This window comes from Rubricoccus marinus (assembly GCF_002257665.1).
Classification (GTDB): domain Bacteria; phylum Bacteroidota; class Rhodothermia; order Rhodothermales; family Rubricoccaceae; genus Rubricoccus; species Rubricoccus marinus.
On record NZ_MQWB01000011.1, the window covers coordinates 107,055 to 131,990 of the forward strand.

Consider the following 24,936-nt stretch of genomic DNA (forward strand, 5'->3'; position numbering starts at 1 on the left):
CGGATCAGGCAGGGTGCGCGCGAGCCGCCAGTGGCTCGGGCGTCGGGACCCGGTGCATGATTTCCATGCACGCACGGGCGTTGTGGTAGGGGCATTTCCAGGGGCCCACCTTGTCCTCCTCGCGGTAGGGCGTGCCGTCGCGGGAAACGCGGAAGAACCACTCCCCGCCCTCGCGGTCGATGATGTGCTGCTGGATAAAGGCCCAGGCCTGGGCCGCAGCGCGCGCAAAGGCGGGATCGTCTGTGTGCGCGTACGCGTTGAGGAAGCCGACGACGGCCTCGGCCTGTGGCCACCAATGTTTGTCGGCGTCGAGGTGGCCGCTGGCGTCCCGTTCGTTGAAGAGGCCACCGTCTTCGTCGAGGCCTTCGGTGCACGCGAGACGAGCCAGACGGAGCGAGGCGGTGCGCACGCGGGTGCTGAGCTCGTCGTCGCCGAGCACATCGGCCGCTTCGTCCATCAGCCAACTCGCTTCGATGTCGTGCCCGTAAGAGACGACGCCAGAGGCCGGCGTCCAGTCCATGCCGAAAAAGCTCCCGAGGTGGCCCGTCACGGGGTCGATCACGCGGTCGAGGAACAGGTCGAGGAGCGCGCGGATGCGGGCGGCGAGGCCCGCGTCGGGCCAGACGTGGTAGAGCGTGGTGTAGGCCTCCAGGACGTGGAGGTGCGTGTTCATCGTCTTCGGCGCGTCGGTGTCTTTCTCGCTGAGGCGGACGTCCGCCAGAGGTCCCCACTCGCGAGAGAACGCCTCCAGGTAGCCGCCGCGCACGGGGTCGACGGCCCGCCGCTCGATCAATCGGTACAGGTCCTGAGCCCAGGCCAGCGCCTCCGCGTCCTTTGAATGCCGGACGTACTCCGCGAGGCCGTAGATGGCGAACGCCTGCGCGTAAACCTGCTTCTTGGTCTCCGTCGGCTCGCCAGAGGCGCTGACCATCCAATAGATGCCGCCGTGGTCGGGGTCGCGGAAGCGGTCGCGGAGGGCGTGGTAGGCCTCGTCGGCTTCGTCACACCATTGGTCCGTCTGGAGCGTGCGGCACGCCGCAGAGAAGGTCCACAGGATGCGGGCGTTGAGGACGGCGCCTCTGGCGGCGCCGGGCTCGGGGCGGTCGTGGCCGTCGATGCGCCCGATGAAGCCGCCGCGCACGGGGTCGATGGTCCGGTCGGCCCAATACGGCAGGATGTGGTCGACGAGTTCGGCGCGAGCGCCAGAGGCGAGTCGGGCGAGGGCGTCCATCATTCCGAGCGGTCGAGGACGGCGCGGTTGCGCCGGATGAGGTCGAGGCGCTGCTCGACCGAGGCCGCCGAGCGGAGCGCGTCCTCCGGCGTGTGCTGCGCGTAGTCCACCAGCCGGCCTAGAGTACTGGTGGCGACGTGCAGGCGGGAGTCCGACGAGGCGTAGTAGATGAGCACGGCCCCGTCGTCGTCCAGAATCCAGCCGTTGGCAAACGTGACGTTGGAGACGTCGCCGACGCGCTCCTCGCCCTGCGGCTCGATGAGGTGACCGCCTGGGGCGTGCGTGATCCGCCACGGCTCGTCGAGCGCGGTCATGAACAGGTAGGTCACGTAGCGCAGCCCCGCGGCCGTGTTGCGGACGCCGTGCGCCAGGTGGAGCCACCCGGCGTCGGTCTTGAGCGGCGGTGGACCCTGCCCGTTCTTGACCTCTTTAATGGTGTGGTAGACGCGAGGGTCGATCACGCGCTCGGCGTCCACACGCGCGCCGTCCATCGTCGGCGAAGTGCCCCAGCCGATGCCGCCGCCCGAGCCTGCCGAGATGAACCCGTCCTGGGGCCGCGTGTAGAGCCCATACTCTCCCCCGACGAACTCCGGGTGCAAGACCACGTTGCGCTGCTGCGGCGACGGCGTTACCAGATCCGGGAGACGCTCCCATGTCCTCAGGTCGCGTGTCCGCGCGATCCCGCACTGCGCAATGGCGTCCGAGAGGTCACCTCTGGCGTGGGCCTCCAGGTCGGCGCGTTCGGTGCAGAAGAGGCCGTAAATCCAGCCGTCCTCGTGCGCGGTCAGGCGCATGTCGTAGACGTTCGTGTCCGGGTCGTCGGTCTCCGGCATCGCCAGAGGCTCGTCCCAGAAGCGGAAGCCGTCGACGCCGTTGGGGCTCTCGGCGACTGCGAAGAACGACTTCCGGTCGTCGCCTTCGACGCGCGCCACGACGAGGTAGCGCCCCTCGTGCTTGATGGCGCCCGCGTTGAACACGGCGTTGACGCCGAGCCGCTCCATCATGAACGGGTTCGTCTCGGGGTCGAGGTCATAGCGCCACGCCAGAGGCGCGTGCTCGGCGGTGAGGACGGGGTAGCGGTAGCGGGTGTAGATCCCGTTGCCGAGCGCTTCGGGCTCGTTGGGCCGCGCGAGGAGCGCCTCGTGGGCGTCGCGGAGCGCGCGGAGACGGGCCTCTGGCGAGGGCGAGGGTGAGGGGGCGCCGTCACCCCCAGAGGAGAAGGAAGAGCCGAAAGCCATTGGAGAGGGCGGATACAAAGATGAGTTAGGCGGGAACGGGCGACTCGAACGGAGCCTGCTGCGGGCCGCCAGAGGCCGAGACGGGCGTGCCCGAGGTGGAGGCGTCGTCGAGGCCGGGCTGCTCGGGGTAGTCCTCCAGCTTGTCGTACCAGTTGACCTTGAGGAAGGCGCTCGTCACGATCACGACGGTGACCGAGGTGGCGAGCCCGCTCCAGTCCTCCAGCACGATGAGAATGCCGGTGGCGACGAGCGCCGTCTGCCACACGATGCCGACGACGACGTTGACGGCGTCGCGCTTGAAGCCGCCGTTGGCCTGGATCTCAGGATGCTCCGCCACGACGGCTTCGTGGACGGGGCTCCAGAAGCCCCACGGCCGCACCTTGAGGTAGAAGTTCTTCAGCACCCCTGGGGGGTCGGGCTCGGTGAGCAGGCTCCCCGCGATGCAGCCTACGAGCGAGAGCGCGAGGATGAGCGGAAAGGCGTAGAGCGGGGTTGCGGCGCCGAAGTCGAGCCCGAGCAGGCCCATCGTCGGGGCGGCGATGCCCGCGGCGACGATGCCGGCGAGCATGCCCCAGAAGTAGCCGTAGCTGTTGAACCGCCACCAGTGCCATTTCAGCAGGTTGGAGGCCGCGTAGCCGCCATAGAGCGCACCCACGAGCCACTGCACGATCTCGTTCAGGTTCTGCGCCACGAACCCGAACCCAGTCCCGATAACGACAACGATGATCGAGACGAGATAGCTCATCCGCACATACGTCTTCTCGGACGCGTCCGGGTTGATGTACCGCTTGTACACGTCGTTGACGATGTAGGCAGGCGCGGCGTTGACCGTGGCGGCGTAGGTGCTCATGAACGCCGCCAGAAGCGCCGCGATGAGGAGGCCGAGCAGGCCGGTCGGGATGAACTCGCGGAGCGTGAAGGGCAGGATGAGTTCGAAGTTGACGTCGGAGCCCATCGCGCCCAGCTCGTCGCGGAAGAAGACGAGCGCGAGGACCGTCAGGCCGGTGATGAGCATGTAGCGAGGCACCATCAGGACGAGGCTCACAAGCCCGCTCATTTTGGCCGCCTCCTTTGGCGTCTTGGCCGAGAGGACGCGCTGCATGTCGTAGTTGGGAGCAGGGCCGGCCATGCTCCCGAGGACGCCCTTGAAAAGCATCATCATGAAGAAGGCCCCAAAGAGGGTGTACCCGTCCGCGGCGATCTTCTCGTTCGCGGAGGGCAGGATGGCGGCCCAATCGAGGTCCAGGTTCCAGCCGAACCAGAGGTTCCCCCAGCCATCGGGCACCGCCGCGCTGAGGGCCTCTGGCGCGACCTGCTGCATCGCGATTGCGCCGACCCAGAGGCAGGCCACGGTCATGATGCAGAACTGGAGCACCTCGGTAAAGACCACGCTGAACATCCCGCCCTTGACCACATAGAGCGTCGCGATGGCGGTGATGATGAGGCCGTAGAGGTTGGCGTTCCACGTCGGGTCGGCCGACAGCTCGAACGGGAGGAAGGCAGACGCGAACTGCCCGATCCCGATGAACCCGTAGGCCAGGAACCCGACGACGTTGATGAGCGCGAAGAGCACCACGACGAGGTGCGACAGCTTCGCGCCTTGCCCATCCCCAAACCGGAATCGGATCCACTCCGCCCCCGTCATCACCCCGGAACGCCTGAGCCAGACCGAGAGGTACACCATCAGGAAGATCTGGTTGAAGACCGGCCACAGCCAGGGGATCCAGATGCTCTTCATCCCATAGACGAAGAGGAGGTAGACGAGCCACATCGTGCCCGAGATGTCGAACATCCCAGACGCGTTCGAGAGACCGAGGGCGTACCAGGGAATCTCGTTTCCGCCGAGGAAGTAGTTCTGGATGCTCTTGGAGGCCCTCCGCGAGATCCAGAAGCCGATAAACACCGTGACCACGATGTACGCGGCGATGATGGTCAGATCGATGGGGTGAAGGTTCATCGGCGAGGACGCGGTGGACGAGTGGCGAAAGCGCTTCCGGCGAAGCTAGCGCGCCGGCACCAATAAATCAAAACGATTGATCAATAGAATCCCTCCCTCCCTCGATTTACAGAGCGAGAGGGCGCTAGATTTTGCCCCCCCCTTCCACACATGCTCACCGGAACGAACCTCTCTCACGCCAAGCGCCACAATCTCCAGATTGTGCATGAGACGATCCGGCTGTATGCGCCGATCTCGCGGGCGGACGTAGCCAGACGCACGGGGCTGACCGCGCAGACGATCTCGAACCTCGTCCGCCAGCTGATCGATACAGGGCTCGTGATCGAGACGGCTCGGGCGACGGGGGGCCGCGGCGCACCGCCGATCCAGCTGGAGGTCAACCCCGACGCCGCCTTCTCTGTCGGGCTGGACCTGGACACGGACCACCTCACCGCCGTTCTCGTGGACCTTTCGGGTGCCGTGCGCGCGCGCATCCACCACGAGGTGTGGCTCGCGGCGCCAGAGGCCGCGCTCGACCTCTGTGTCGAGACGACCGAAGCCCTCGCGAAAGAGCTCGACCTGCGTCATGGCCAGATCTGGGGCATCGGGGTCGGGATCCCAGGGCCGATGCGGCCAGGACCGGACGGGACCTATCTCGTGAACCCCATCGCGTTCCCGCAGTGGCACGACGTGCCTCTGGCGGAGCAGCTCCACGCCCGGCTGGGCCTGCCGGTCTTTATCGAGAACAACGCGACGGCCGCGGCCGTGGGCGAGCACTGGTATGGCGCCGGGCGCCACCTCTCGACGTTTTTCTACGTGTACCTCGGGAGCGGGCTCGGCGGCGGGCTCGTGGTGCAGGGGACGCCGTTCGAGGGCCACACGGGGAACGCGGGCGAGATCGGCTACCTCGCGCCTCAACGCGCCTCTGGCGGGCCGACGCACGTCGGCGAGCTGTTCAACCTCGCGAACCTGTACGCGCGCCTGGGCGAAGCGGGCGTCGAGGCCGCGACCCCCGACGATCTGCTCACGCTCCACGAGGCCGGGGACGACGCCTTCGAGGCGTGGTTCGACGAAGCGGGGGAGCAGCTCGCAAACCTCCTGTTCACCGTCCGCGCTATCCTCGACCCCGAGGCGACGTTCGTGGGCGGCCGGTGGCCGGACCGCCTGCTAGGAGATTTGCTGGAGCGCGCCCGCGTGCATCTCACTGACAGAGTGGTCCCCGGCGGCCTGGACGCGCCCGAACTCCGCCTCGCGACCGCTGGCGCCGACGCCGGCGCGCTGGGCGTCGCCTCCCTCCCGCTTTACCACGCCTTCGCGCCGCTCCAGCGAACATCGCTGCGCCGCGCCGACTCGGCAACGGGACAGAACAACGGGTCTGAGGCCGTGTCCGCATTCGAGCGAACCGAGGCGGGCTAGGCGCCCGAGGCCTCTGGCGGGCTGCGCCTCTAGCGCCGGCCTACCAGCCGGTGATCTCGCGGACGACCGGCTCCAGCTCATCGGCCATGCGGACGTGCTCGGCGCCGCCGGGGTGGCCGTCGCATCCCGCGACGTAGCGGCCGTCGTAGGTGAACACCGAGACCGCCGGGTCGCCAGAGGCCGCGCGGCGGGCGGCGACCTCGCGGAGGTAGCCTGCGAGTTGCGCCTTCTGCGCGCCCTCGAAAACGGGGCTGTTGAGGAGCAGGACCGGGGCGTCGGGGTAGCGCTCGCGGAGGCGGGCAAGGAAGCGCGCATAGTCTGCGACGAAGGCGGCGCCGTCCAGAGCCTCGCGAGTAGTCTCGCCGTCGCCTGCGGAGAAGTCGTTGGTGCCGAGGGCGACGACGACAAGGTCGGGGCGGTACAGCGTGCTGTCCCACGGCGGATTGTCCGTGGCGTACTCCATGTACACGCCGTCGTACACGTCCGGCATCACCGGCGCGAGCGTGTTCCAGTTGCGGTGCAGGCCCATCCCGGAGACGGACGACAGCATCCACTGCGCGTCCAGGCGCCTCGCGAGGCGCGGGCCGTACGCGATCCACGCGTGAGTCGCGTCGTACCACGTCCCCGCTCCGCAGGCGATGGGCTCCGAGTCGGCGCCGAAGCCGCTCGTGATGGAGTCGCCGATGAACTCGATGCGGCGGGCGGGAAGCGGTTCGGCAGGCAAGAGCTCAGCGCCCGAGAACGAGACGAGCCGGTTGTGGCCGTTCTGGCCTTCGGTCGCTTTGCTCAACCAGAGCGTGTGCTCGCCAGAGGCGAGGCCTTCTGCGAGCACCGTCTCGCGCTGGCCGGGCCGCGTCTGGAATCGGACCGGCTCCCCGCCGTCCACGACCACGGTGAACCAGTTGTGCTCCGTCCCGTAGCGGAACTCGTCTTCGATGTGGGCGGCGAGGCGCGTGCCTCGGAAGCGAACGACGAACGTGACGCCAGAGGCAGCAAACGAGACCGAACCGTCCGGGTGCGCGAGGTGGCGTCCCATGATCTGAACACGCGGATCGGCGGCGGGGACGCTCTGCAAACGGCGGGCGACGTTCATGAGCGCGCGGGCGTTGTGGTACGGCCCTTTCCAGATCCCGCCCTTGTCCGCGCGGCGAAGCCCGGGCTGGCGGTCGAGGGTCCCCATGTACCAGCCGCCGTGCTCGTGGTCCACGAGGTAGGCCTGGATGGTGCCCCATATCTGCAAGAAGCGGTCGTGGTAGCGCATCGGGTCGTCCGGGAAGTGGTCGCCCATGAGCAGGAGCGTGTTCAGGCCCTCGGCCTGCGCCCACCAGTTCTTGGTCGGGTCGGTGACCGACAGAGGCTCGCCGTCGGCGAAGTAGTAGCCCGCCTCGACGAAGCCCGCGTTGGCGGCGTCCCAGCCCGTGCGAAGGCTGTGATCGACCATTTTCTTGCCCGCCAGAAGCGTTGGCCCGGAGTCCAGTCCGATCGCCTCGGCGGCTTCGAGCATGAGGAAGGCCGTCTCCACGTCGTGCCCGAACGAGACGTGGTCGTAGTACCGGTTGGCCTCTCGCACGTCTTCGGTGGAGTCGCGGTAGGAGACGGGCGTCCAGTCCGCGAGCGAGAACAGGGTGAGCGTGCCGGGCTCGACGGTGATGGTATCGCGGATGAGCGTCAGCATCTCGTCGATCCTCTGGCGGAGCGTCGCATCGGGCCAGACGTGGTAGAGCTCGGTGAACGCTTCCAGGATGTGGATGGATGAGTTCTGGTCCTTCGGCGGCGTGCGCCCGAGCCCCTGGCGGAGCGGCTCGCCCTCGCGCGTGAGGTAGTTGAAGTAGCCACCGTGCTCGGCGTCGTGGGCGTGGGCATCGAGCCAACGGAAAGCCTCTTGCGCCATCGCCAGAGGCTCCGGGTGGCCTGTGGCCGCGTGAGCGGCGGCGAGGCCGTAGATGGCGAAGGCGTTGCCGTAGGCCTGCTTGACGAGGCGCCCGTCGGCCTCGGGGATCGGCGTGCCGTCGCGCTGGACGAGCCAGTAAAAGCCGCCGTTCTCGGCGTCCCACATCTCATCCCGCAGGAAGGCGACGCCGTGGAGTGCCATCTCGCGGTAGGCCTCGTCGTCGGTCCACATCGCGGCCTGCGCCGTCGTCCAGACGTGGCGCGACTGCGTGACGATCATCTTCTGTTGGTCGCCGACCGGATTCCACGCGTAGTCGAACCGGCTGAGGAAGCCGCCCGCCTCGCGGTCGACGGCGCGTGGATACCACGCGTCCAGAACCTCGCTCTGGAGCGAAAACGTCATCTCCTCTGCGAGCGCCGCGCGCACGTCGGGCGCCAGAGCCGTGCCGGCGGTCTGGCCTCTGCCGGGGACGGCGAGGAGCGCGAGCGCTGCGAGGGCGAGGGGTCGGATCATCGGGTCACGACGAGTCGGCCGTGCGAGACGCGGTCGCCCGCGGCGACGCGGACGAGGTAGGTGCCGCTGGCGGTGGGGGCGGTTACGGCGGCCTGGAGCGCGCCCGCAGGCTGCACGCCGAGCCTCTGGCGCGAGACGAGGCGGCCCGTGAGATCGAACACGTCCACGGTTACGTCAACCGTGGCGGCGAGCGTGAGAGTGAGCGTCGTGGCGCCAGAGGTCGGGTTGGGATAGAGCGCCAGCGGGATTTGGGCCTCTGGCGTGGGCTCGGAGGCGGTGGCGAGCGTGTAATCGCGCCAGTCGGGGAGCTCGTCGCGTGTGAGGACGACCTCGCTGGTGTAAATCCGCGTCAGGCGGTCGGCGGGGATGTCGCGCTCGAAGCCGTTCCAGACGTTGAACCAGCTCCACCAGATGCCGCGGTCGGCCGAGTCGTCCATGTCGGGGAGCGTCCCGGACTCGGTGAGCGAAACGAGCTTGTTGGCGCCGAAGGCGTCCTGGAGCAGCTCCCACTGGCTCGTGATGAGCGTTTCGGGGTCGTCGGAATAGAAGTCCCGCCCGACCACGTCGACGTAGTCGTCACCGGGGTACCACGCCAGAGGATCGCTCGCGGGCTCGTAGGTCCAGACCCAGATGAGGTTGTGGAGGTCGTGGACATCGGTCAGCCGGTCGTACACGAGCCGCCACAGCTCGACGTAGTCGGCGCCGCTCTGGGCGCCCCACCAGAAGAAGCCGCCTGCGGCCTCGTGGAGCGGGCGCCAGAGGACGGGGATGTCGGCGTCCTCGAACTTCTGGAGTTGGACGGCGATGGCGTCGATGTCCCGCAAGAGGAGGTCGTAGTTGGCGCCGCCGGGGCCTTCGGCGAGGGCGTCGGCGAAGTCGAACGAGGTCGCCTCGGTGTAGAAGCCGCGGTACCACGGCTGATCCGCCGTGTTGTAGAGGTCCGTCGGGGCGTTCCAGTGCCACATCAGGTTGACGATCCCCTCCTTTCCGTCGGCGTCGGTCTGCGCCCAGCCGATCCATTCCTCGGACCAATCGCGCGGCGCGCCGCCGAACTGGATGCGCGAGGGGGAGTAGTCGATCAGGTCGAAGCCGCCGATGGCGGGCACCTTGCCCGTAACGCTCGTCACGTAGTCGATCTCCGCCGTGCGGGGAGAGCCGCTGTAGATGTCCTGCTGCGCCGAGAGGATGTGCTCGCCGTACTCGTCCAGCAAGAAGGCGAAGAGCGCGCGTGCGGACGGCGACGCATCCGGGTCCGAGAGAACCGGCGGGGGGACGGCCGGGCCGGGGTACGAGACGGGCGCGAACGTGAGGTAGTCCACCTCGAAGCTCCCGTGGACCGTGATCGTGTGGGAACCGGGGCTCAGCCGACGCTCGGCCACGACGATCTCGCGGAAGGCGCCCGTCACGGGGACGTTGGTCGAGATGGGCGTCTGGTCATCGACCTGCACGGTGTACGACGCGAAGCGCGCGTTCGCCGCGACGGCGAGACGGATCTGGACGAAGTCGCCAGAGGCGTCCACGGTAAAGCGGAGGCTGTCGCCGGGCTGGACGATGCCGGTCACGTAGCCCGTCCCGGAGTACCCGGCGCGCTCGGTCGCGACAGCGGCGTTGCCGACGAGCGCGGCGTCCTCGGCTTCGAAAAGCGCCTGGGCGCGAGAGGCGCCGCTGGCGAGGAGGAGGACGGCGAGGAGCGTGGCGGTGCGGAGCGTGGCGGTGCGGAGCATGTAGAGCGGAGGGGCGCCTCTGGCGAACCCGTTCGAGTTGGAGAGGGTGTGCGTGAGCGGGCGAGCGGGATCAGCTGGAGAGGAGGAGGTCGGCCATCCTGCGGTCCAGCTTGTGGCCGCGGAAGTCCTCGTAGGCCACGTCTTCGCGGCCGCTATCGAGGATGCCGAAGGAGCCGCGGAAATTCCACATGGCCCAGCCCCAGCCCATCTCGCGCCAGAGGCTCGTGACATCGCGCATCCAGCCCAACGCGGCTTCATGCGGCGTCTTGTTGTAGCAGCCCCACTCGCCGACGTGGACGGGCACGCCCTGATTGACGAGCGGTTGCCAGACCTGGACGAGTTGTTCGCGGAGCACCTCCTTGTTCCAGAGGCGGCCGTCCTTGTCGGTCATGGGCCAGACGGGGGTCTCGAAGCTCTCGAACTCGTTCTCGGGCACCCACGTGGCGGTGTAGTGCGAGATCATCTTGGGCAGGTAGCCGCGCGTGCTCTGCACGAGCCCGAGCGGGACGATGCCCGGGACGGGCGTCTGCCCGATGTCCGCGCCGTCGGCGACGATGAGGCGGTCCGGGTCGATGTCCCGGATGGCGGCCACGAGCCGCGTGGCGACCTCGACGTAGCGGCTCTGGTCCTGGTAGCTCCACGGCGGCTCGTTGAAGAGGTCGTAGCTGACCTTCTGGTTCGACGTGTGCTTGTAGCGCTCGGCGAGGGTTTGCCAGTGAAGCGTGGCCGCGTCCATCGCGAGTTCCATCTCCTCGCGCGGGCTGTCGAACAGCAGGTGCGGCTCCAGTTCGCGCCCGTTGACGCAGTAGCCTGGGATCCGATGCAGGTTGAGGTTGACGTGCAGCCCGTACTTCTCGCCGTACTCCACCGCCTCATCGACGGTGTTCAGCGCCTCCTCGTCGATCTCCATCCAGTCCTCTGGCGAGGACCACGCCCAGTAGGACATCGGGATGCGGACGAAGTCGAAGCCCAGTTCGGCGATCCACTCGAAATCCGTCTCGACGAACGAGCGGTCGCGGGCGCCGCCGGTGAGTTCGGTGAGGTTGAAGCCGCGCCAGCGCGGGATGCGTGGCTGCGTGCGCGTACCCGGGAGCGCGCCGTGCTGGCTGACGATGACTTCGCCGTCGGTCGAGCGGGCAGGCCCGGCGCCGGTCGCCTCTGGCGGCATCACGGCGCCGGAAGCCGGGTTCATCGCATTTTGGGCGGCCGCGCCTGAGGCGCACCCGGCGGCGGTGGCGCCGAGTGCGGCGGCGGAGGCGGTCCCGAGAAAGGCGCGGCGGTCCATGGGCGTGCTTTTATCAATTGACTGGAGTAAATAGGATACGTCTGCTCGTAAGCGCTTCCAACCCCTCCCGCCGTGATCCGCCTCTTCTCCCTCCTTCTCCTCGCGCCTCTGGCGGCTTTTGCACAGCCCGCCGACTTCGCCCTGACCGAGCGCGGCTACTTCGAGCGCGAAGGTGTGAGCGTGATGGCGTTCCAGGACTTCTACCCCGATAGCCACCAGGGCGGCATCACCGTCGTCCAGCACGGTATCCGGATCGCGGCCAACGGCGACCTGCGGCTCGGCGCCACGCCCGGGCAGTGGGACCCCGTCCCCAAGCAGGACAGCCGCGAGGAGGCCTCTGGCGAGATCGTGACGCGGCTCTCGTACCCGGATCCGGGCAAGAACCGGCGCGGCTTCAACCCCATCGAGTACCCCGACCTGGAGATGGGCTACGCCGTCCGCGCCCGCGCCGAGGGCGACGCCATCGTCGTCACCGTAGACCTCGACACGCCGCTTCCCACCGAGTACGTGGGGCAGGTCGGCTTCATCCTGGAGCTGTTCCCCGTGGACCTCTTCGGCAAGAGTTGGATGCTCGGCGACGCCAGAGGCCAGTTCCCGCGCCAACCCAACGGCCCGACTGCCCGCAGCGCCTCAGGCGAGGCCGAGGCCATCCCCTTCGCCAGAGGCCGCAGCCTGACTGTCGCGCCGGAGACGGACGACCTCCGCTTGACCATCGAGAGCCGAACGGGGGAACTGGCTCTGCTAGATGGGCGCACCCTGCACAACAACGGCTGGTTCATCGTGCGCGAGACGGTCCCGGCGGGCGCCACCTCTGGCGCCATCGAGTGGACGATCCGGCCACACGCGATTCCCGGCTGGGTGCGCCCTCCCGTCGTGCAGGTCTCACAGGTCGGCTACCACCCGGCGCAGCGGAAGACGGCCGTGATCGAGCACGACGCGCGCGATACCGAGTCCACGCCCGCGCGCCTCGTCCGCATCACGGCCTCTGGCGCCGAGACCATCCGCGAGGCCACGCCAGAGGCCTGGGACGGCGACTTCCTGCGGTACGACTACCGCCTCTTCGACTTCTCGGACGTGACCCAGCCCGGCCTCTACGCCATCGAATACCGCGGCGAACGGACGCACGCGTTCCAGATCTCGCCAGAGGTCTACGCCCGCGACGTGTGGCAGCCGACCGTGGACTACTTCCTGCCGGTCCAGATGTGCCACATGCGCGTGGAGGACCCCTACCGCCTCTGGCACGGTGCCTGCCACCTGGACGACGCCCGCATGGCGCCCGCCGATTCGAACCACTTCGACGGCTACGTGCAGGGCGCGGAGCTTCTGGCGCCGTTCGAGCACAACGACCGCGTGCCCGGCCTCGACGTCGGCGGCTGGCACGACGCGGGCGACGACGACCTCCGCATCGAGTCGCAGGCGGACGAGGTGTGGGTCCTCGCCTCGGCTTACGAAGCCTTCGACGCGCTCCGCGACTACGACGACACCACGATCCGCCAGCAGGATCGGTTCGTCAAGATCCACCAGCCCGACGGCGTCCCGGACCTGCTCCAGCAGATCGAGCACGGCACGATGAACATCGTCGGCGGCGTGCGCTCGTTGGGCCGGTTCTACCGCGGCGTCATCGTGCCCACGCTGGAGCAGTACCGCATGATCGGCGACTTCGCGGGCAGCACCGACAACCTCGCCTACGACCCCGACCTCGCGCCAGAGGCCCGGACCGCCACGGCCTCTGGCGTGGCGGACGACCGGATGGTGTTCACCGAGCAGAACGCTGGGCACGAGTACAAGGGCATCGCCGCGCTCGCCATCGCCGCCCGCGTGCTGGCCGAGTACAACCCGCCTCTGGCGCGAGAGGCCCGCGAGGCCGCCGAGAGACTTTGGGCCGCTCCGCGCGACGATTCCCGTGGCTTCGCCGACAAGGTCGCCGCGGGCGTCGAGTTGTTCCTCACGACGGGCGGCGACCGCTACCGCCAGTGGCTTCTGGCGAGCCAGGACCAGATCGTCGCCCAGATCGGTCGGACCGGCTGGACCGTCGGCCGCGCGGTTCCGCGTCTTGGCGACGCCGGGTTCGAGCGCGCCGTCCGCCAAGCCGTCGCGTCCGACTTCTCGGCCACCGCCGAGGCCCAGCGGAGCACGCCGTACGGCGTCCCCTACGAGCCCAACATCTGGGGCGCGGGCTGGGACATCCAGGCCTTCGGCGTGCGGCAGTACTTCCTGCACCGCGCCTTCCCCGAGACCGTCAGCGCGGAGTACATGCTCAACGCGCTCAACTTCATTCTCGGCGTCCACCCCGGCGCCAACACCGCCTCGTTCGCCTCTGGCGTCGGCGCCCACTCCGTGGAGCGTGGCTACGGCCTCAACCGCGCCGACTACGCCTACATCCCCGGCGGCGTCGCCAGCGGCACGGCGCTCATCCGGCCGGACTTCCCCGAGTTGAAGGACTTCCCGTACCTCTGGCAGCAGGCCGAGTACGTTATGGGCGGCGGCGCGACGCACTTCATGGTCCTCGCCCTCGCGGCGGACCAGATCCTCAACGCGGAGTAGGCCCGCCTCTGGCGACCCGCCCTCTCCAGACCCCGCCTCTGGCTCCAGAGGCCCGTTTCTCGCCGTTCCCGCGCCTCAGCGCGCTGACTTCGCCTCTGGCGTCGGCGCCAGAGGCTCCCCCCCCCCCTCTCCCATGCACCGCCTCCTCCTCCTCGCCGCCCTGCTCCTCGCGCTTCCCGTCGCGGCGCAAGAGGCCCTGCCCGCCCTCCACGTCGAGGGCAACCGAATCGTCGACGAAGCGGGCGCGACCGTGATCTTGCGTGGCGTCTCGTTCTCTGACCCCGACAAGCTGGAGAGCCAGGGCCACTGGGACGACGAGTACTTCGCCACCGCCGCCGACTGGGGTGCCAACGTCGTCCGCTTCCCGATCCACCCGCGCGCGTGGCGCGAGCGCGGCGAGGCGGCTTACCTCGCGCTCGTGGACGCGGGGGTCGAACTCGCCGCCGAGCATGGCCTGTACGTCATCCTCGATTGGCATTCCATCGGCAACCTCCGCACCGAAGTATTTCAGGCCGACATGTACCAGACGAGCAAGGCCGAGACCGCGCGCTTCTGGCGCACCGTCTCCGCGCGCTACGCGGGCAACCCGACCGTCGCGTTCTACGAGCTCTTCAACGAGCCGACGAGCTACCGCGGCACGCTCGGGCGGCTGGCGTGGCACGAGCAGCGCGAGATGATGGAGGACCTCATCACGATCGTCCGCGCGAACGACCCCGACACGATCCCGCTTGTGGCCGGGCCGGACTGGGCGTACGATCTGACCGGGCTCCGCGAGGACCCCGTCCGTGCCGAGGGCATCGCGTACGTCGCGCATCCGTACCCGCAGAAGCGTGAGCAGCCGTGGGAGCCGAAGTGGGAAGAGGCCTGGGGCTTCGCCGCCGAGACCTATCCCATCGTGGCGACGGAACTGGGCTTCATGAACGCCGACGGCCCCGGCGCCCACGTCCCCGTCATCGCCGACGAGACCTACGGCCGCGCCATCGTGGACTTCTTCGAGGCCCGCGGCATTTCGTGGACGGCCTGGGTATTCGACCCGGAGTGGTCGCCGCAGATGTTCTCCGACTGGGACTTCACGCCCACCATGCAGGGGACGTTCTTCCGCGACGAACTCCGCCGCCTCAACGGCACCTCGGACGAGTAACCGCGCCTCTGGCGTACGCCTCTCCCCTCCCCCGCCAGAGGCCTCTGGAGAGCCCGGCACCCCGCCGCCGTCTGCGGGTACCGGGCCCTGTCTCCCTCATGCCTCTGGCGCCAGAGGTCCTACCCCTCTCCCCTGCGATGATCTACCGCGACCCCGCCCCACCCTACCGCCCCGAAGCCGACCGCTACGGCGGCATGGCGTACGTCCGCTGCGGACGGAGCGGGCTCAAGCTGCCCGCCGTCTCGCTCGGCCTGTGGCACAACTTCGGGAGCGTGGACCGCTACGAGAACGCCCGCGCGATGGCGCTCCGCGCCTTCGACCTCGGCATCACGCACTTCGACCTCGCCAACAACTACGGCCCCGAGAAGGGCTCCGCCGAGGAGACCTTCGGCCGCATCCTCGCCGAGGACCTGGCGGGCTACCGCGACGAACTGGTCATCTCGACCAAGGCGGGCTACGGGATGTGGCCCGGCCCCTACGGCGAGTGGGGCTCGCGGAAGTACATGCTCTCCAGCCTCGACCAGAGCCTCACGCGCATGGGGCTGGACTACGTCGACGTCTTCTACTCCCACCGCTTCGACCCCGAGACGCCTCTGGCGGAGACGATGGGCGCGCTGGCGCACGCCGTCCGCAGCGGCAAGGCGCTCTACGCCGGCGTCTCGAACTACCCGCCCGAGGCGACCCGCGAGGCCGCGGCGCTCCTCCGCGAGCTGGGCACTCCGCTGCTCATCCACCAGCCCAAGTACTCCATGCTGGAGCGCGCGCCAGAGGCTGAGCTGTTCGGCGTGCTAGAGGATGAGGGCGTCGGCGCCATCGTGTTCTCGCCGCTGGCGCAGGGGCTGCTGACCGACAAGTACCTCGATGGCATCCCAGACGACTCCCGCGCGGCGAAGGCCACAGGCTTTCTGCGCGAGGACCAGGTCACCGACGACGTGGTCGAGACGGTCCGCCAGCTCCGCGAGGTCGCCCGCACCCGCGGGCAGTCCATGGCGCAACTCGCGCTCGCGTGGACGCGGCGGCGCCCGGAGGTCACGTCGACTCTCATCGGCGCCAGCCGCGTGGAACAGATCGAGGAGGCCGTCGAGATGCTCAGCCAGGCGCCTCTGGCGGACGGCGAGATCACCGAGATCGAGACGATCCTCGGCCGCTGAATCCGCACGGGCGCCAGAGGCGGACCCTGACGCGCCAGAGGCCCGTCCTCTGGCGCTAGCCGTACATCGCCACGACGGCGGCGCCCAGCGTGACCAGCCCGCCGCCCACGAGCCGCGAGTGCCCCGCCCCGCGCTCGCCCAGGAACACCATCCCCGCCACGACCGCCAGCAGAATGCTCGTCGAGGCCAGCGCCGTGACGTACCCGGCGGGCGCCTCGCTGAGCGCAAACTGGAGGCCCACCTGCTGGACGGCGTAGAGCGCGCCAGAGGCGACCACCCAGAGCCACCAACGGCTAGCCTCTGGCGGCTCCGTGCCTGGCGGCTCGGCTTTCAGCGTCTCCGCCTCTGCCGTCTCGCGCAGAGAACGTGGGAGCAGCGGCGCCACGAGCGCCATCGCCACCGCCGAGCCCAGCGCGAGCGTCACCGCCCACGGCATCGGCCCGGACGCCGCGATGCCCACCCTGTGGAGCACCGTCGTGAGGCTCCACGCGAGGATGGACACGCCCGCCCAACGGCCCGCCGGATCGCGCGCGAGCGCCCGGAACGGTGCCAGCACCCCACGCTCCCCTCCCAGCCCGAGCTCGTAAACGCCAGAGGCCACCAGCGCCACGCCCGCGAAGGCCTCTGGCGTCGGCCGCTCGCCGAGCAGCAGGGCGCCGCCGAGCGTCACCGTGACGGGCATCAAGCCGAAGAGCGGCTGCACGAGCGAGAGGTCGCCTGCGCGCAGCGCCAGTGAGAACGCCAGCGTGCCGACGATCTCCAGCGGGATCACGAGCGCGGTCGCGACGGCGTAGTCCGCGCCGAGCGGAGCGCCCAGCCCGCCCCCCACGAGGAGCGCGAGGAGCACGATTCCGCCAGCGGCCCGGTACGCCACCGTCGAGGCGATAAGGCCGCCCGCGCCCAGGGTCCGCTTGAGCGCCAGCCCCGTCCCGGCAGCGCCGACGGCAGAGAGGAGGGTGAGCGGAATCCACATGAGGCGCTAAATGGGGGGGCGTCGAGCCCCGTGAGAAGCAGACCAGGTAAGGTGCAGCCACGCGGGACCGGATATACTAAATTGATTGGATGAAAAGCGCTTCCACCTCGATGACCACGTTCTCCTGGCGCCTCCTCGGCGCCCTCCTCCTTCTCGTCGTCGCGCCAGCGGCCTCGGCACCGCTGCAGCTGTTCCCCTACTTCGCCAGCGGCGCGGTGCTCCAGCGCGAGGCCCCGATCCCCGTCTGGGGCCAGGCGGGTGCGGGCGCCGAGGTCACGGTGACGCTCGCGGGCACCAGCGCGACCGTAACGGCCGACGCCGCAGGCCGCTGGCGCGCCGCGCTCCCCGCACGCGCCGCTGGCGGACCCTTCGCGATGACCATCGCGTCTGGCGCGCAGACGCGGACGCTGACGGACCTGTACGTCGGCGACGTGTGGGTGGCCTCGGGCCAGTCCAACATGGAGTGGCGGTTGGACCAGGCCGATGGCGGCATCGCCGAGGCCAACGCGGCCAACGACCCGCAGCTTCGCCAGTTCAAGGTCCCGAAAGGACTCGCGAACGAGCCCTCGAACACGCTCCCGGCGGGCGCTGCGTGGGCCAGCGCGACGACGCCAGCGGCCACGCGCGCCTTCTCGGCCGTCGCCTACTACGCGGCGCGAGGCCTCCGCGCCGAGCTCGGTATTCCCATCGGCATCCTCAACACGTCCTACGGCGGCAGCCGGATCGAGACGTGGATGTCGGAAGACATGCTCGGGTACGACGAGGGCGACGTGACGCTCGGCAACGGAGAGCCCGAGCGTCAGCCGACAGTCGCGTGGAACAAGATGGTTCACCCGCTGCTCGGCCTTCCCTTCAAGGGCGTCCTGTGGTACCAGGGCGAGTCCAACGCTGACAACCTGGACGACGCGCTCGCCTACGGCGACCTCTTCCAGACCATGATCACCGGCTGGCGCGCGGACTTCGGCCAGGGCGACCTCCCGTTCGTGTGGGTCCAGCTTCCCAACTTCGGCGCCCTACAGACGGTAGCTGAGGGCACGCCGCCGACTTACAACGCGTGGCCCGAGCTTCGTGCAGGTCAGAGCCGCGCGCTCGCGCTCCCGAACACCGGCGAGGTCATCTCCATCGACACCGGCAACCCGGACGCCAGCGGCTCCGTGGACATCCACCCGACCAACAAGGAGCCGGTCGGCGAGCGGATGGCGCTCGTGCTCCGCGAGGTCGCCTACGGTGAAGACATCGTCGCCAGCGGCCCGCGCTACGCCTCCAACCAGCTTCTCGACGATGGCAGCGTCGCGGTGAGCTACACCGGCCTCGGCAGCGGCCTCGCGAACGCGGACGGCACGCTGAACGGCTTCACCATCTCGGGCGCGAACGGCACCTTCGTCTGGGCCAACGCCGAGATCGACGGCGACCGCGTCATCGTGTCGAGCCCGTCCGTCTCGACCCCCGCCATGGTGCGCTACGCGTGGCAGTACAACCCGGGTAACCTGGGCGTACCCGGCGCGGCAGACCTGACCAACGCCGAGGGCTTGCCCGCGGCGCCGTTCGAAGCCGCGGTCAACCCCGGCTTCTCCATCGCGCAGTTCTCTGCCGCCCGCACGACCATCGAGGCCGGTCAGAACACCGTCCTCTCGTGGCGCGTGTTCGACGCCGCCACGGTCACGCTCGACGGTGCGCCTGTGGCCCTGGAGGGCTCGCAATCGGTCTCGCCAGAGGCCACGACGACCTACACGCTCACGGCCGTGAGCGCCTCTGGCGAGACGCTCACGGCGAGCGTCACCCTTGAGGTGATCGACCCGAGCCTCATCAACCGCGCCCGCAGCCAGCCCGCGACGGCCTCGACGGTCGAGGCGTGCTGCGGCGATCCGCGAGAGGCGGCGTTCGCCGTGGACGACGACCTCACGACGCGCTGGGCCAGCGCCTGGAGCGACGGCGTGGGCGACAACCCCGAGGACCCCAACTACGACGGCACGCCCGATGACGAGTGGCTCGCCGTCGATCTCGGCGGCCCGATCGACATCGACCGCGTGATTCTGACCTGGGAGGCCTCCTTCGGGACGGTCTACGAGCTTCAGACCTCCTTCGACGGCTACAACTGGACGACCGTCTACCGCGAGGACGCAGGCGACGGCGAGGTGGACGACATCACCTTCTCGGCGCCCGTCACCGGGAGCCACCTCCGGATGCAAGGCATCGATCGGACGACTATCGCCGGACAGCAGTTTGGCTACTCGCTCTTCGACATCGCGGTCTACGGCGAGGTCTCAGCCATCGTCCCGCCGACCGCAGCCGCCAGCCCACGCACGGGCAACGTTGTCACCGCTGGCGAGGCGACAACGCTCGTCGCCGACGTAAGCGGGAGCGTTCAGACCGCGACGTTCTACGTTGACGGCGTCGAGCTCGCGACCGACGACGCGGCGCCGTTCATCGCGTCGTGGACGCCAGAGGCCTCTGGCGTCGCCGAGGTCACCGTGGAGGTCGTGGACGCCTCGGGCATCACAGTCCGCTCCGCGCCCGCCGTCGTCTTCGTGGACGACGGCTCGCTCGTCCGCTTCGAGGCGGAGGACGCCACGGTCGAAGGCGGCAGCGATGGCAACGGTCACACGCCTCTGACGAGCAGCAGCGCCGCCAGCGGCGGCGAGTACCTCGACCTCCGTGAGCAGTGGGCGATCACGCTGCCGCCGGTGACGGTGGACGAGGCGGGGACGTACCTCCTCAGCATCGGCTACCAGATGACGTACGAGTCGCCCAAGACGCAGAACCTCATCGTCAATGGTGTGACGACGCCCATCGTGTTCACCGCGCCGGACAATTCGACCTGGATGCAGCGCGGCCTGGAGGTCCAGCTCAACGCGGGCGAGAACGCGATCTCGCTCGTCGGTTCCTGGAACTACATGAGCGTGGACTTCCTCGCTGTGGGCGCCGCGACGCCGCCGACCTCTGGCGAGAACGCTCCCAGCACCGGCTCGCTGATGCTAGACGCGCCGCGTCCCAACCCCGCCAGAGGCGCGACGACGATCCACTATTCCATCCCTGAGGCGGACCACGTCCGCCTGGACTTGCTGGATGTGCAGGGCCGCCGTGTCGCCGTCCTCGTCGACGCAAATCAACCCTCGGGCGAGCACTCCCTCCCTGTTTCGACCAGCTCGCTCGCGGTCGGCGTTTACGTGTTGCATCTCACCGCTGGGCGCGCGGCACAGAGCCGCCGCATGACCGTTGTCCGTTGACGCTTCCCGCCGGTTTAGCGCAGCGGGAAAGTTGAGTTGGACAAGTGGCTAGGCGGCCGGGGCGGCATGCGGTTCGGCAATGGGGTGGGCCGATAGCGAGTCGGTGTCGCCGTCGTGACCCCGAGTGCCGATTCGGCCGTCGTCTGTCCCCGTCCAGCCCGGGGCGCCGTGACTAGCGTCGTAGCTGCGCTCGACGAGGACGAACTCGGACTCGCTGACGTAGGCCATGGTCGTGGTCGAAGTCGCTCGCGGCATAGGCGCCGTGATTCGAGCGAGTGTCTGCCACGGAGAGGTCAGGAGTCCGGGTTGCCCTCCATCCGTGGTTCTTCTCGCTCGGAGTTGGACGACCCGTGAGTTAACCGGCGTAGTTGGGCAGTGGGATGTGGCCAGAGCGTTCCGCCAGTGGCTGGGGTCTCGGTTGTGACCGGGCATAGGCGATCAACCTGGGAGCCTGGGTGTGCATTCGCTGACGCCAGAGGCATCTCTCATCAACCTTTATCGACCATGCCGGCGGTCCTGCACGTTCTCCGCCGCCGTTCGACGCCGCTGCGTCCCCTTCCAAAAACCTCTCAGTGCGTCGGTCGGGGCATGACCCGCTTCACCCTGCGGGCGCCCAATGCCTGTCAGCCGATGGACAGGGTAGGCGAGGAGTCGTCGGGCTGGACCGAGGGCCTCCACAGCGTCCGGAACCGTTTCGGCGGTGGCTTCCACGCGCCCGTGGTGGTCACCGAACTCGGCCGTCGGCATTCGGTCTACGACCAGGAGCCGCGTACGCGCCGATGTTCCGTACGGGCGGTAAACCGCCCCGCCTATTTCTAAGTCGGCACGGAGACGATACGGGTCCGTGTCGATGGCCTCAAAGAACGGTCGGTGGGTCGGCTTGCCCCGTTGGACGGCGGCGCTGAGCACGGCCACGAGCCGCCCGCCCGCGTCGAGACGACGGAGGGCCTGGAGCACGTGGGTGGTCCCGACCTTCGGGACGCGGCGGTGGCCTAGTCGCCCGGCGGTCTGGGAGAAGGGCGGGTTCATTAGTACGACGTCGGCGCGGGCCTCTGGCGGCAGGATGGCGTCTAGGTGATCGGCGTTCTCGCGCGTGAGCGTCTGGGACGGGTCCTGGCCTGCCTCGGCCAGAAGGACCGCCAGCAGGTCGGCCCGGCGACCGCACAACTCGTTGGCGTGGACCGTAGCGCGGGCGGCGAGCGCGAACGCGCAGAGCGCGCCGGTCCCAGCCGAGGGCTCCAGAACGCGGTCCCCCTCCCCCACCCCACCGACCCAGGCACACAGCCCGGCGTAGGCCGCTGGCGTCGAGAACTGCTGGTAGTCGTTCTGCTCGGCCGTCCGGCGCGTCTGGCTGGGCAAGAGCGCCGATAGCCGCTCGACCTCGGCGAGCGCGTCGCGCGCGCCAGAGGCCTCTGGCGGGAGGCGCCCGACCGTACGGAGCAGGTGGAGGTGGAGGCCGAGCTCGGCGGCGTCGTAGGCGTCGCGGGGCGAGAAGGCGCCCTCGGCGAGCGTCCCGCCGTAGGCGTCAGCCGCGAGGGCGAACAGGTCGCGCGCGGTGAGCGCTCGGGAGGATGCGATGGCGCGTTCGACTTCGCGGGCGAGACTCTGGCCAGCTAGTGCTGTCCCTTGCGGGGTGGCGGCGGCGTTCTGAATCGGCGTCATGGTCGCGGGGGTGTGTGGACGGGGCGTCGCCCCCGCCGCCCCGGTCACACAGCGTCCGCGGTCCTACTCAGCGCGGTGTCACTCCCCAGGGGTCCTCACGCCATGTTTGGCGTGCCCCACCAGGCGCCCGCCCGCCCGGCACACACGAGCCCTAGCCCCCAGGATGGGGGCGGCGTGATGCTGACCGGGAGCCACACGAGGGCGCGGACGCCCAGGCCGAGCGCCAGCGCCAGCGAGGCCCACGACCCGGAGCCGAAGCCGGCGAAGCAGGCCGACGAGGACGCCGAGGGCACCAGGCCTGCAGGGCACGCCCGGCCCGGAGCCGACACCCACAGGGCCGACGGGCCGGAAGCGGCCACCCGACGGACGACGGCGGTGGACCGCCGCGCGAAGCGGCCCCGCCCCCGCCCGAAGCTGGCGGCATGGAGCACGAGCGCCGACGGCGCGAGCTGGCGAGCCACCTGGTCTATGCCGGACATGCAGCCGGTGACGACGGAGGCGCCGGGGGCGAACTGGCGGACCGCCCAAGTGATGGCCCGGACGCAGCCGGGAGCGGCGGAGCGGCTGCCGGAGACGCCGACGACGGACGCGGAGCGGAGGAGGCGGGAGAGGGCGGAGACGGAGGCGGGCATGGCGGCTGGGAGCAGGAGGGGCGCCCCGTGCTGGGGCGACACTGCTCACCGAGGCGCGCCGGAGGGGATGGCAAAGCGGATCTCCGATCCGCGGGGCCGCCCGGAGCCACGCTCAGCCGGGCCAGCGTGCTGGCCCGAGCGAGCATGGCGAGGACGGAACCGGAGGCCGCGTCAGCGGCTGGAGTGGCCCTTGCCAGGCCCGAGGCGTGCCCGAGCGTGTAGAGTCCCCAATCGGGCGCTCCCTCTGCTCTCCGTCACGGCGTGCAGACCCGTTCCGCGATGCCGACCTCACCTGCCCGTCCGGGTCTCTTGGCCCGGCGTTCGGGTCAGACCCGGCGTCGTCAGGCGCAGACGTTCCGCTCGCCGCGTGCGAGCAGCGCCGGCACGGTCTCGCCGTAGAGCACACGGAGCGACGCCTCGCGGACCTGGAGGTCGGAGGCGAAGGCGTCGAGCTGGGCGCGGCCACGCGCGCGGATGGTCTCGATCACGCGGTCGGGGCCGAGCACCTCGCGGAGCGCGCGGACGACGCCGCTCTCGCTGTCGCACAAGGCGAAGCGGATGGGCGCGCCGCCGTCGCCGTCAAGGAAGTCCTGGGGCTCGGCGTCGGGGTCATGGAGGTTGACCGGGGCCGCGCAGGTGATGTACCCGTCGTCCTCGGCCCGCCCGATCTCGAAGAGGAGCGAGACGACGGCCTCGCGCGTGAGCGTGGCGAGCGAGACCGGTTCGGTTTCGACCGCGGCGCGCTCGGCTTCGGTGGGGTCGCGGAAGCCGATAAAGACGATGACGGCGTCTCGGTCAACGACGGCACGCGCGCCTTCGATGGGGATGCGGACGGGGCCTCGGGTGGTGGTAGCGGCGGGCTGACCGACGCGGAGGGCGTAGCTCATGGCGATCTCCGGCGAAGCGACTTCGCCGCTGGGCGCACCGAGGTGCGCGGAGAAGAGGAGCGGCGAGGGCTCGCGCCGACCTACACAGGAAGGGGCGGACGCTCCGTAGGCGTCCGGCGCTCGTGCTACGCGCCAGAGGCTCGGGCGATCCGGGTTAGGCGTCGGTGGAGTCTCCGTCCACGTTCAGCGTTCGGCCGGCCAACCGCTCGAACTGTGCGACGGGGTCTTCGCGCTCGGCATCCACCCGGTCGAGGTGGCGTTCGATCTCCTCGACCTCGGCCTTGGCTTCCGGGAAGATGTCGGCGAGCGCGAGGAGGGGCGCGTAGCTCGATGGGGACGTGAACCCGTACCGCTTGTCGACGACGGCCTGGGCCAGCAGCGCTCGCATCCGGGGGGACAGGGTCACAGCGGTCGAGATCGGGTCGAGAGTCGAACGGGACGTCGGCAGGGCGCGCGCGGTGGGCTCAGGCTACGTAGCTAGACACTCTGGGATGTCGCATATAACCTGCACCTGTGAGACCAGCCGTCTGGGCGCTTCTCTCCCTACGGCCTCCCCCGCGCCCTCCCCTCCCGCGGGAGGGGAGGCGGCCGGGGTGAGGAATCAGGGGGCGTAGTGGGCGTAGCCCGCGCGCCCCTTGCGCGCGGAAACGCGCGCTGTGACGAGCGCCGACTCGCCCCGTAGACGGGTGCCTTTGGTGATCTCCCAGTCGCCCAGCCTATGTCTCGAACATGTGCAAGAAGCTCTCGCGCTCTGAGAGCCCCTCAGAGCGCCCAGGCTTTTTATGTGGCCTCCGTGTCAGACCGAGAGGCCGAGCGCGCCAGAGGCGGCACGGAGGACGCGAGAGAGGCCGTGACAGACGGTGTGGCAGCGGGAGGGGGCGAGCGTTCGGTTGCCCCTCTCCCCTTTCCACCCTCCGGGTCCGCCCGTGCCCTTCCCTCTGACGACTCATTCCGGCGACGGCGCGTCTTCGCGCGTCGCGACGCCCGGCGAACTCGTGGTGACGGCCTACGTCCCCGCCAGCGAAGTCTCGCCGGGGCCACCGCTGCCACTCGTGCTCAGCCGGGTCTCGGCGGGCTTCCCGTCGCCCGCGGACGACTACGTCGAGGGGCACCTCGACATGCACGAGCTGACGGGCGCGCTCTCGCCGTCGTGCTACTGGATGCAAGCCGAGGGGGAGTCGATGACCGGCGCGGGGATCCTGAGTGGCGACCGGCTGCTGGTCGACCGCGCGATCGAGCCGGCCTCTGGCGACGTCGTCGTGGCGGCCATCGACGGCGAGCTGACGGTCAAGCGGTTCCTGCGGCAGGGAACGCGCACGGCGCTCCTGGCGGCGAACCCGAACTACCCGTCCATCGAGCTCTGCGAGGGGCAGGAGCTGGTGGTGTGGGGCGTGGTGACGTTCGTGCTCCACAACGCTCGGGGGCGATCGTGACGGCGCCAGAGGCTGGGCCCCTCCCCTCTCGCGCCGATGCTCGCCCGCGGCG

The 24,936-nt window shown here is 69.5% G+C and carries 18 protein-coding genes; 6 read left to right on the plus strand and 12 right to left on the minus strand.

Features of this window, described 5'->3' with window-relative positions; genetic code table 11:
• Nucleotides 1–4: 4 nt before the first annotated feature.
• Genes BSZ36_RS17855 through BSZ36_RS17865 form a run of 3 tightly spaced genes read right to left on the minus strand, consistent with a single transcriptional unit; the run spans nucleotide 5 to nucleotide 4,426 of the window.
• Complete coding sequence (locus BSZ36_RS17855) at nucleotides 5–1,234, minus strand: AGE family epimerase/isomerase (protein ID WP_218827755.1); 1,230 nt, start codon at nucleotides 1,232–1,234, stop codon at nucleotides 5–7.
• Nucleotides 1,231–2,469 (minus strand): glycoside hydrolase family 130 protein, encoded by a 1,239-nt coding sequence (locus tag BSZ36_RS17860; protein ID WP_094551836.1) that lies wholly within the window; start codon nucleotides 2,467–2,469, stop codon nucleotides 1,231–1,233. Before BSZ36_RS17860 ends, BSZ36_RS17855 begins: the two co-directional genes overlap by 4 nt.
• A gap of 25 nt (nucleotides 2,470–2,494) precedes the next feature.
• Nucleotides 2,495–4,426: a sodium:solute symporter family protein gene (locus tag BSZ36_RS17865; RefSeq protein ID WP_094551838.1), complete on the minus strand. Its 1,932-nt coding sequence runs from the start codon at nucleotides 4,424–4,426 to the stop codon at nucleotides 2,495–2,497.
• Between the two features lie 150 nt (nucleotides 4,427–4,576).
• Between BSZ36_RS17865 and BSZ36_RS17870 the strand changes: the two genes are divergently transcribed.
• Complete coding sequence (locus tag BSZ36_RS17870; RefSeq protein WP_094551841.1) at nucleotides 4,577–5,821, plus strand: ROK family transcriptional regulator; 1,245 nt, start codon at nucleotides 4,577–4,579, stop codon at nucleotides 5,819–5,821.
• 40 nt (nucleotides 5,822–5,861) lie between these two features.
• On the opposite strand, the gene BSZ36_RS17875 is transcribed toward BSZ36_RS17870, so the two are convergent.
• From BSZ36_RS17875 to BSZ36_RS17885, 3 genes are all read right to left on the minus strand, one after another.
• Nucleotides 5,862–8,225, minus strand: coding sequence for an AGE family epimerase/isomerase (locus tag BSZ36_RS17875; protein ID WP_094551843.1), 2,364 nt, complete (start codon nucleotides 8,223–8,225; stop codon nucleotides 5,862–5,864).
• On the minus strand, nucleotides 8,222–9,949 hold the full coding sequence (locus BSZ36_RS17880) for a glycosyl hydrolase (protein ID WP_094551845.1): 1,728 nt from the start codon (nucleotides 9,947–9,949) through the stop codon (nucleotides 8,222–8,224). The genes BSZ36_RS17875 and BSZ36_RS17880 overlap by 4 nt, the downstream gene beginning before the upstream one ends.
• 70 nt (nucleotides 9,950–10,019) lie before the next feature.
• On the minus strand, nucleotides 10,020–11,234 hold the full coding sequence (locus tag BSZ36_RS17885) for a glycoside hydrolase family 5 protein (RefSeq protein WP_218827756.1): 1,215 nt from the start codon (nucleotides 11,232–11,234) through the stop codon (nucleotides 10,020–10,022).
• Nucleotides 11,235–11,306: 72 nt separating this feature from the next.
• On the opposite strand from BSZ36_RS17885, the gene BSZ36_RS17890 reads away from it, so the two are divergent.
• The 3 genes from BSZ36_RS17890 to BSZ36_RS17900 all read left to right on the plus strand — a co-directional run bounded on the left by BSZ36_RS17890 (nucleotide 11,307) and on the right by BSZ36_RS17900 (nucleotide 16,070).
• Nucleotides 11,307–13,778 (plus strand): glycoside hydrolase family 9 protein, encoded by a 2,472-nt coding sequence (locus tag BSZ36_RS17890; protein WP_094551847.1) that lies wholly within the window; start codon nucleotides 11,307–11,309, stop codon nucleotides 13,776–13,778.
• A gap of 133 nt (nucleotides 13,779–13,911) precedes the next feature.
• Entirely contained in the window at nucleotides 13,912–14,919 is a 1,008-nt protein-coding gene (locus tag BSZ36_RS17895; protein WP_094551849.1) for a glycoside hydrolase family 5 protein, read from the plus strand.
• A gap of 137 nt (nucleotides 14,920–15,056) precedes the next feature.
• Nucleotides 15,057–16,070, plus strand: a complete 1,014-nt coding sequence (locus BSZ36_RS17900; protein ID WP_094551851.1) for an aldo/keto reductase — start codon at nucleotides 15,057–15,059, stop codon at nucleotides 16,068–16,070.
• A gap of 55 nt (nucleotides 16,071–16,125) precedes the next feature.
• Here BSZ36_RS17900 and BSZ36_RS17905 read toward each other — a convergent pair whose 3' ends face one another.
• Nucleotides 16,126–17,043 carry an EamA family transporter gene (locus tag BSZ36_RS17905; RefSeq protein ID WP_094551853.1) on the minus strand — a complete coding sequence of 306 codons (918 nt, stop codon included), beginning with the start codon at nucleotides 17,041–17,043 and terminating at the stop codon, nucleotides 16,126–16,128.
• 110 nt (nucleotides 17,044–17,153) lie between these two features.
• Between BSZ36_RS17905 and BSZ36_RS17910 the strand changes: the two genes are divergently transcribed.
• Nucleotides 17,154–20,270, plus strand: a complete 3,117-nt coding sequence (locus BSZ36_RS17910; RefSeq protein WP_218827757.1) for a sialate O-acetylesterase — start codon at nucleotides 17,154–17,156, stop codon at nucleotides 20,268–20,270.
• A 48-nt stretch (nucleotides 20,271–20,318) separates the two neighbouring features.
• Here BSZ36_RS17910 and BSZ36_RS17915 read toward each other — a convergent pair whose 3' ends face one another.
• The 5 genes from BSZ36_RS17915 to BSZ36_RS17935 form a co-directional block, all read right to left on the minus strand.
• A complete protein-coding gene (locus tag BSZ36_RS17915; RefSeq protein WP_094551857.1) occupies nucleotides 20,319–20,498 on the minus strand; it encodes a hypothetical protein in 180 nt (59 codons plus the stop codon).
• 267 nt (nucleotides 20,499–20,765) lie between these two features.
• The gene (locus tag BSZ36_RS17920; RefSeq protein WP_094551859.1) at nucleotides 20,766–21,932 is read right to left on the minus strand and encodes a methyltransferase; all 1,167 of its coding nucleotides are present in this window, start codon (nucleotides 21,930–21,932) and stop codon (nucleotides 20,766–20,768) included.
• A gap of 95 nt (nucleotides 21,933–22,027) precedes the next feature.
• The gene (locus BSZ36_RS17925) at nucleotides 22,028–22,564 is read right to left on the minus strand and encodes a hypothetical protein (protein WP_143536988.1); all 537 of its coding nucleotides are present in this window, start codon (nucleotides 22,562–22,564) and stop codon (nucleotides 22,028–22,030) included.
• A gap of 341 nt (nucleotides 22,565–22,905) precedes the next feature.
• Nucleotides 22,906–23,451, minus strand: a complete 546-nt coding sequence (locus BSZ36_RS17930) for a hypothetical protein (RefSeq protein WP_094551863.1) — start codon at nucleotides 23,449–23,451, stop codon at nucleotides 22,906–22,908.
• Nucleotides 23,452–23,605: 154 nt separating this feature from the next.
• The gene (locus BSZ36_RS17935) at nucleotides 23,606–23,857 is read right to left on the minus strand and encodes a hypothetical protein (protein ID WP_143536989.1); all 252 of its coding nucleotides are present in this window, start codon (nucleotides 23,855–23,857) and stop codon (nucleotides 23,606–23,608) included.
• Between the two features lie 520 nt (nucleotides 23,858–24,377).
• Here BSZ36_RS17935 and BSZ36_RS17940 point away from each other — a divergent pair.
• On the plus strand, nucleotides 24,378–24,884 hold the full coding sequence (locus tag BSZ36_RS17940) for a LexA family protein (RefSeq protein WP_218827758.1): 507 nt from the start codon (nucleotides 24,378–24,380) through the stop codon (nucleotides 24,882–24,884).
• Nucleotides 24,885–24,936 lie beyond the last annotated feature (52 nt).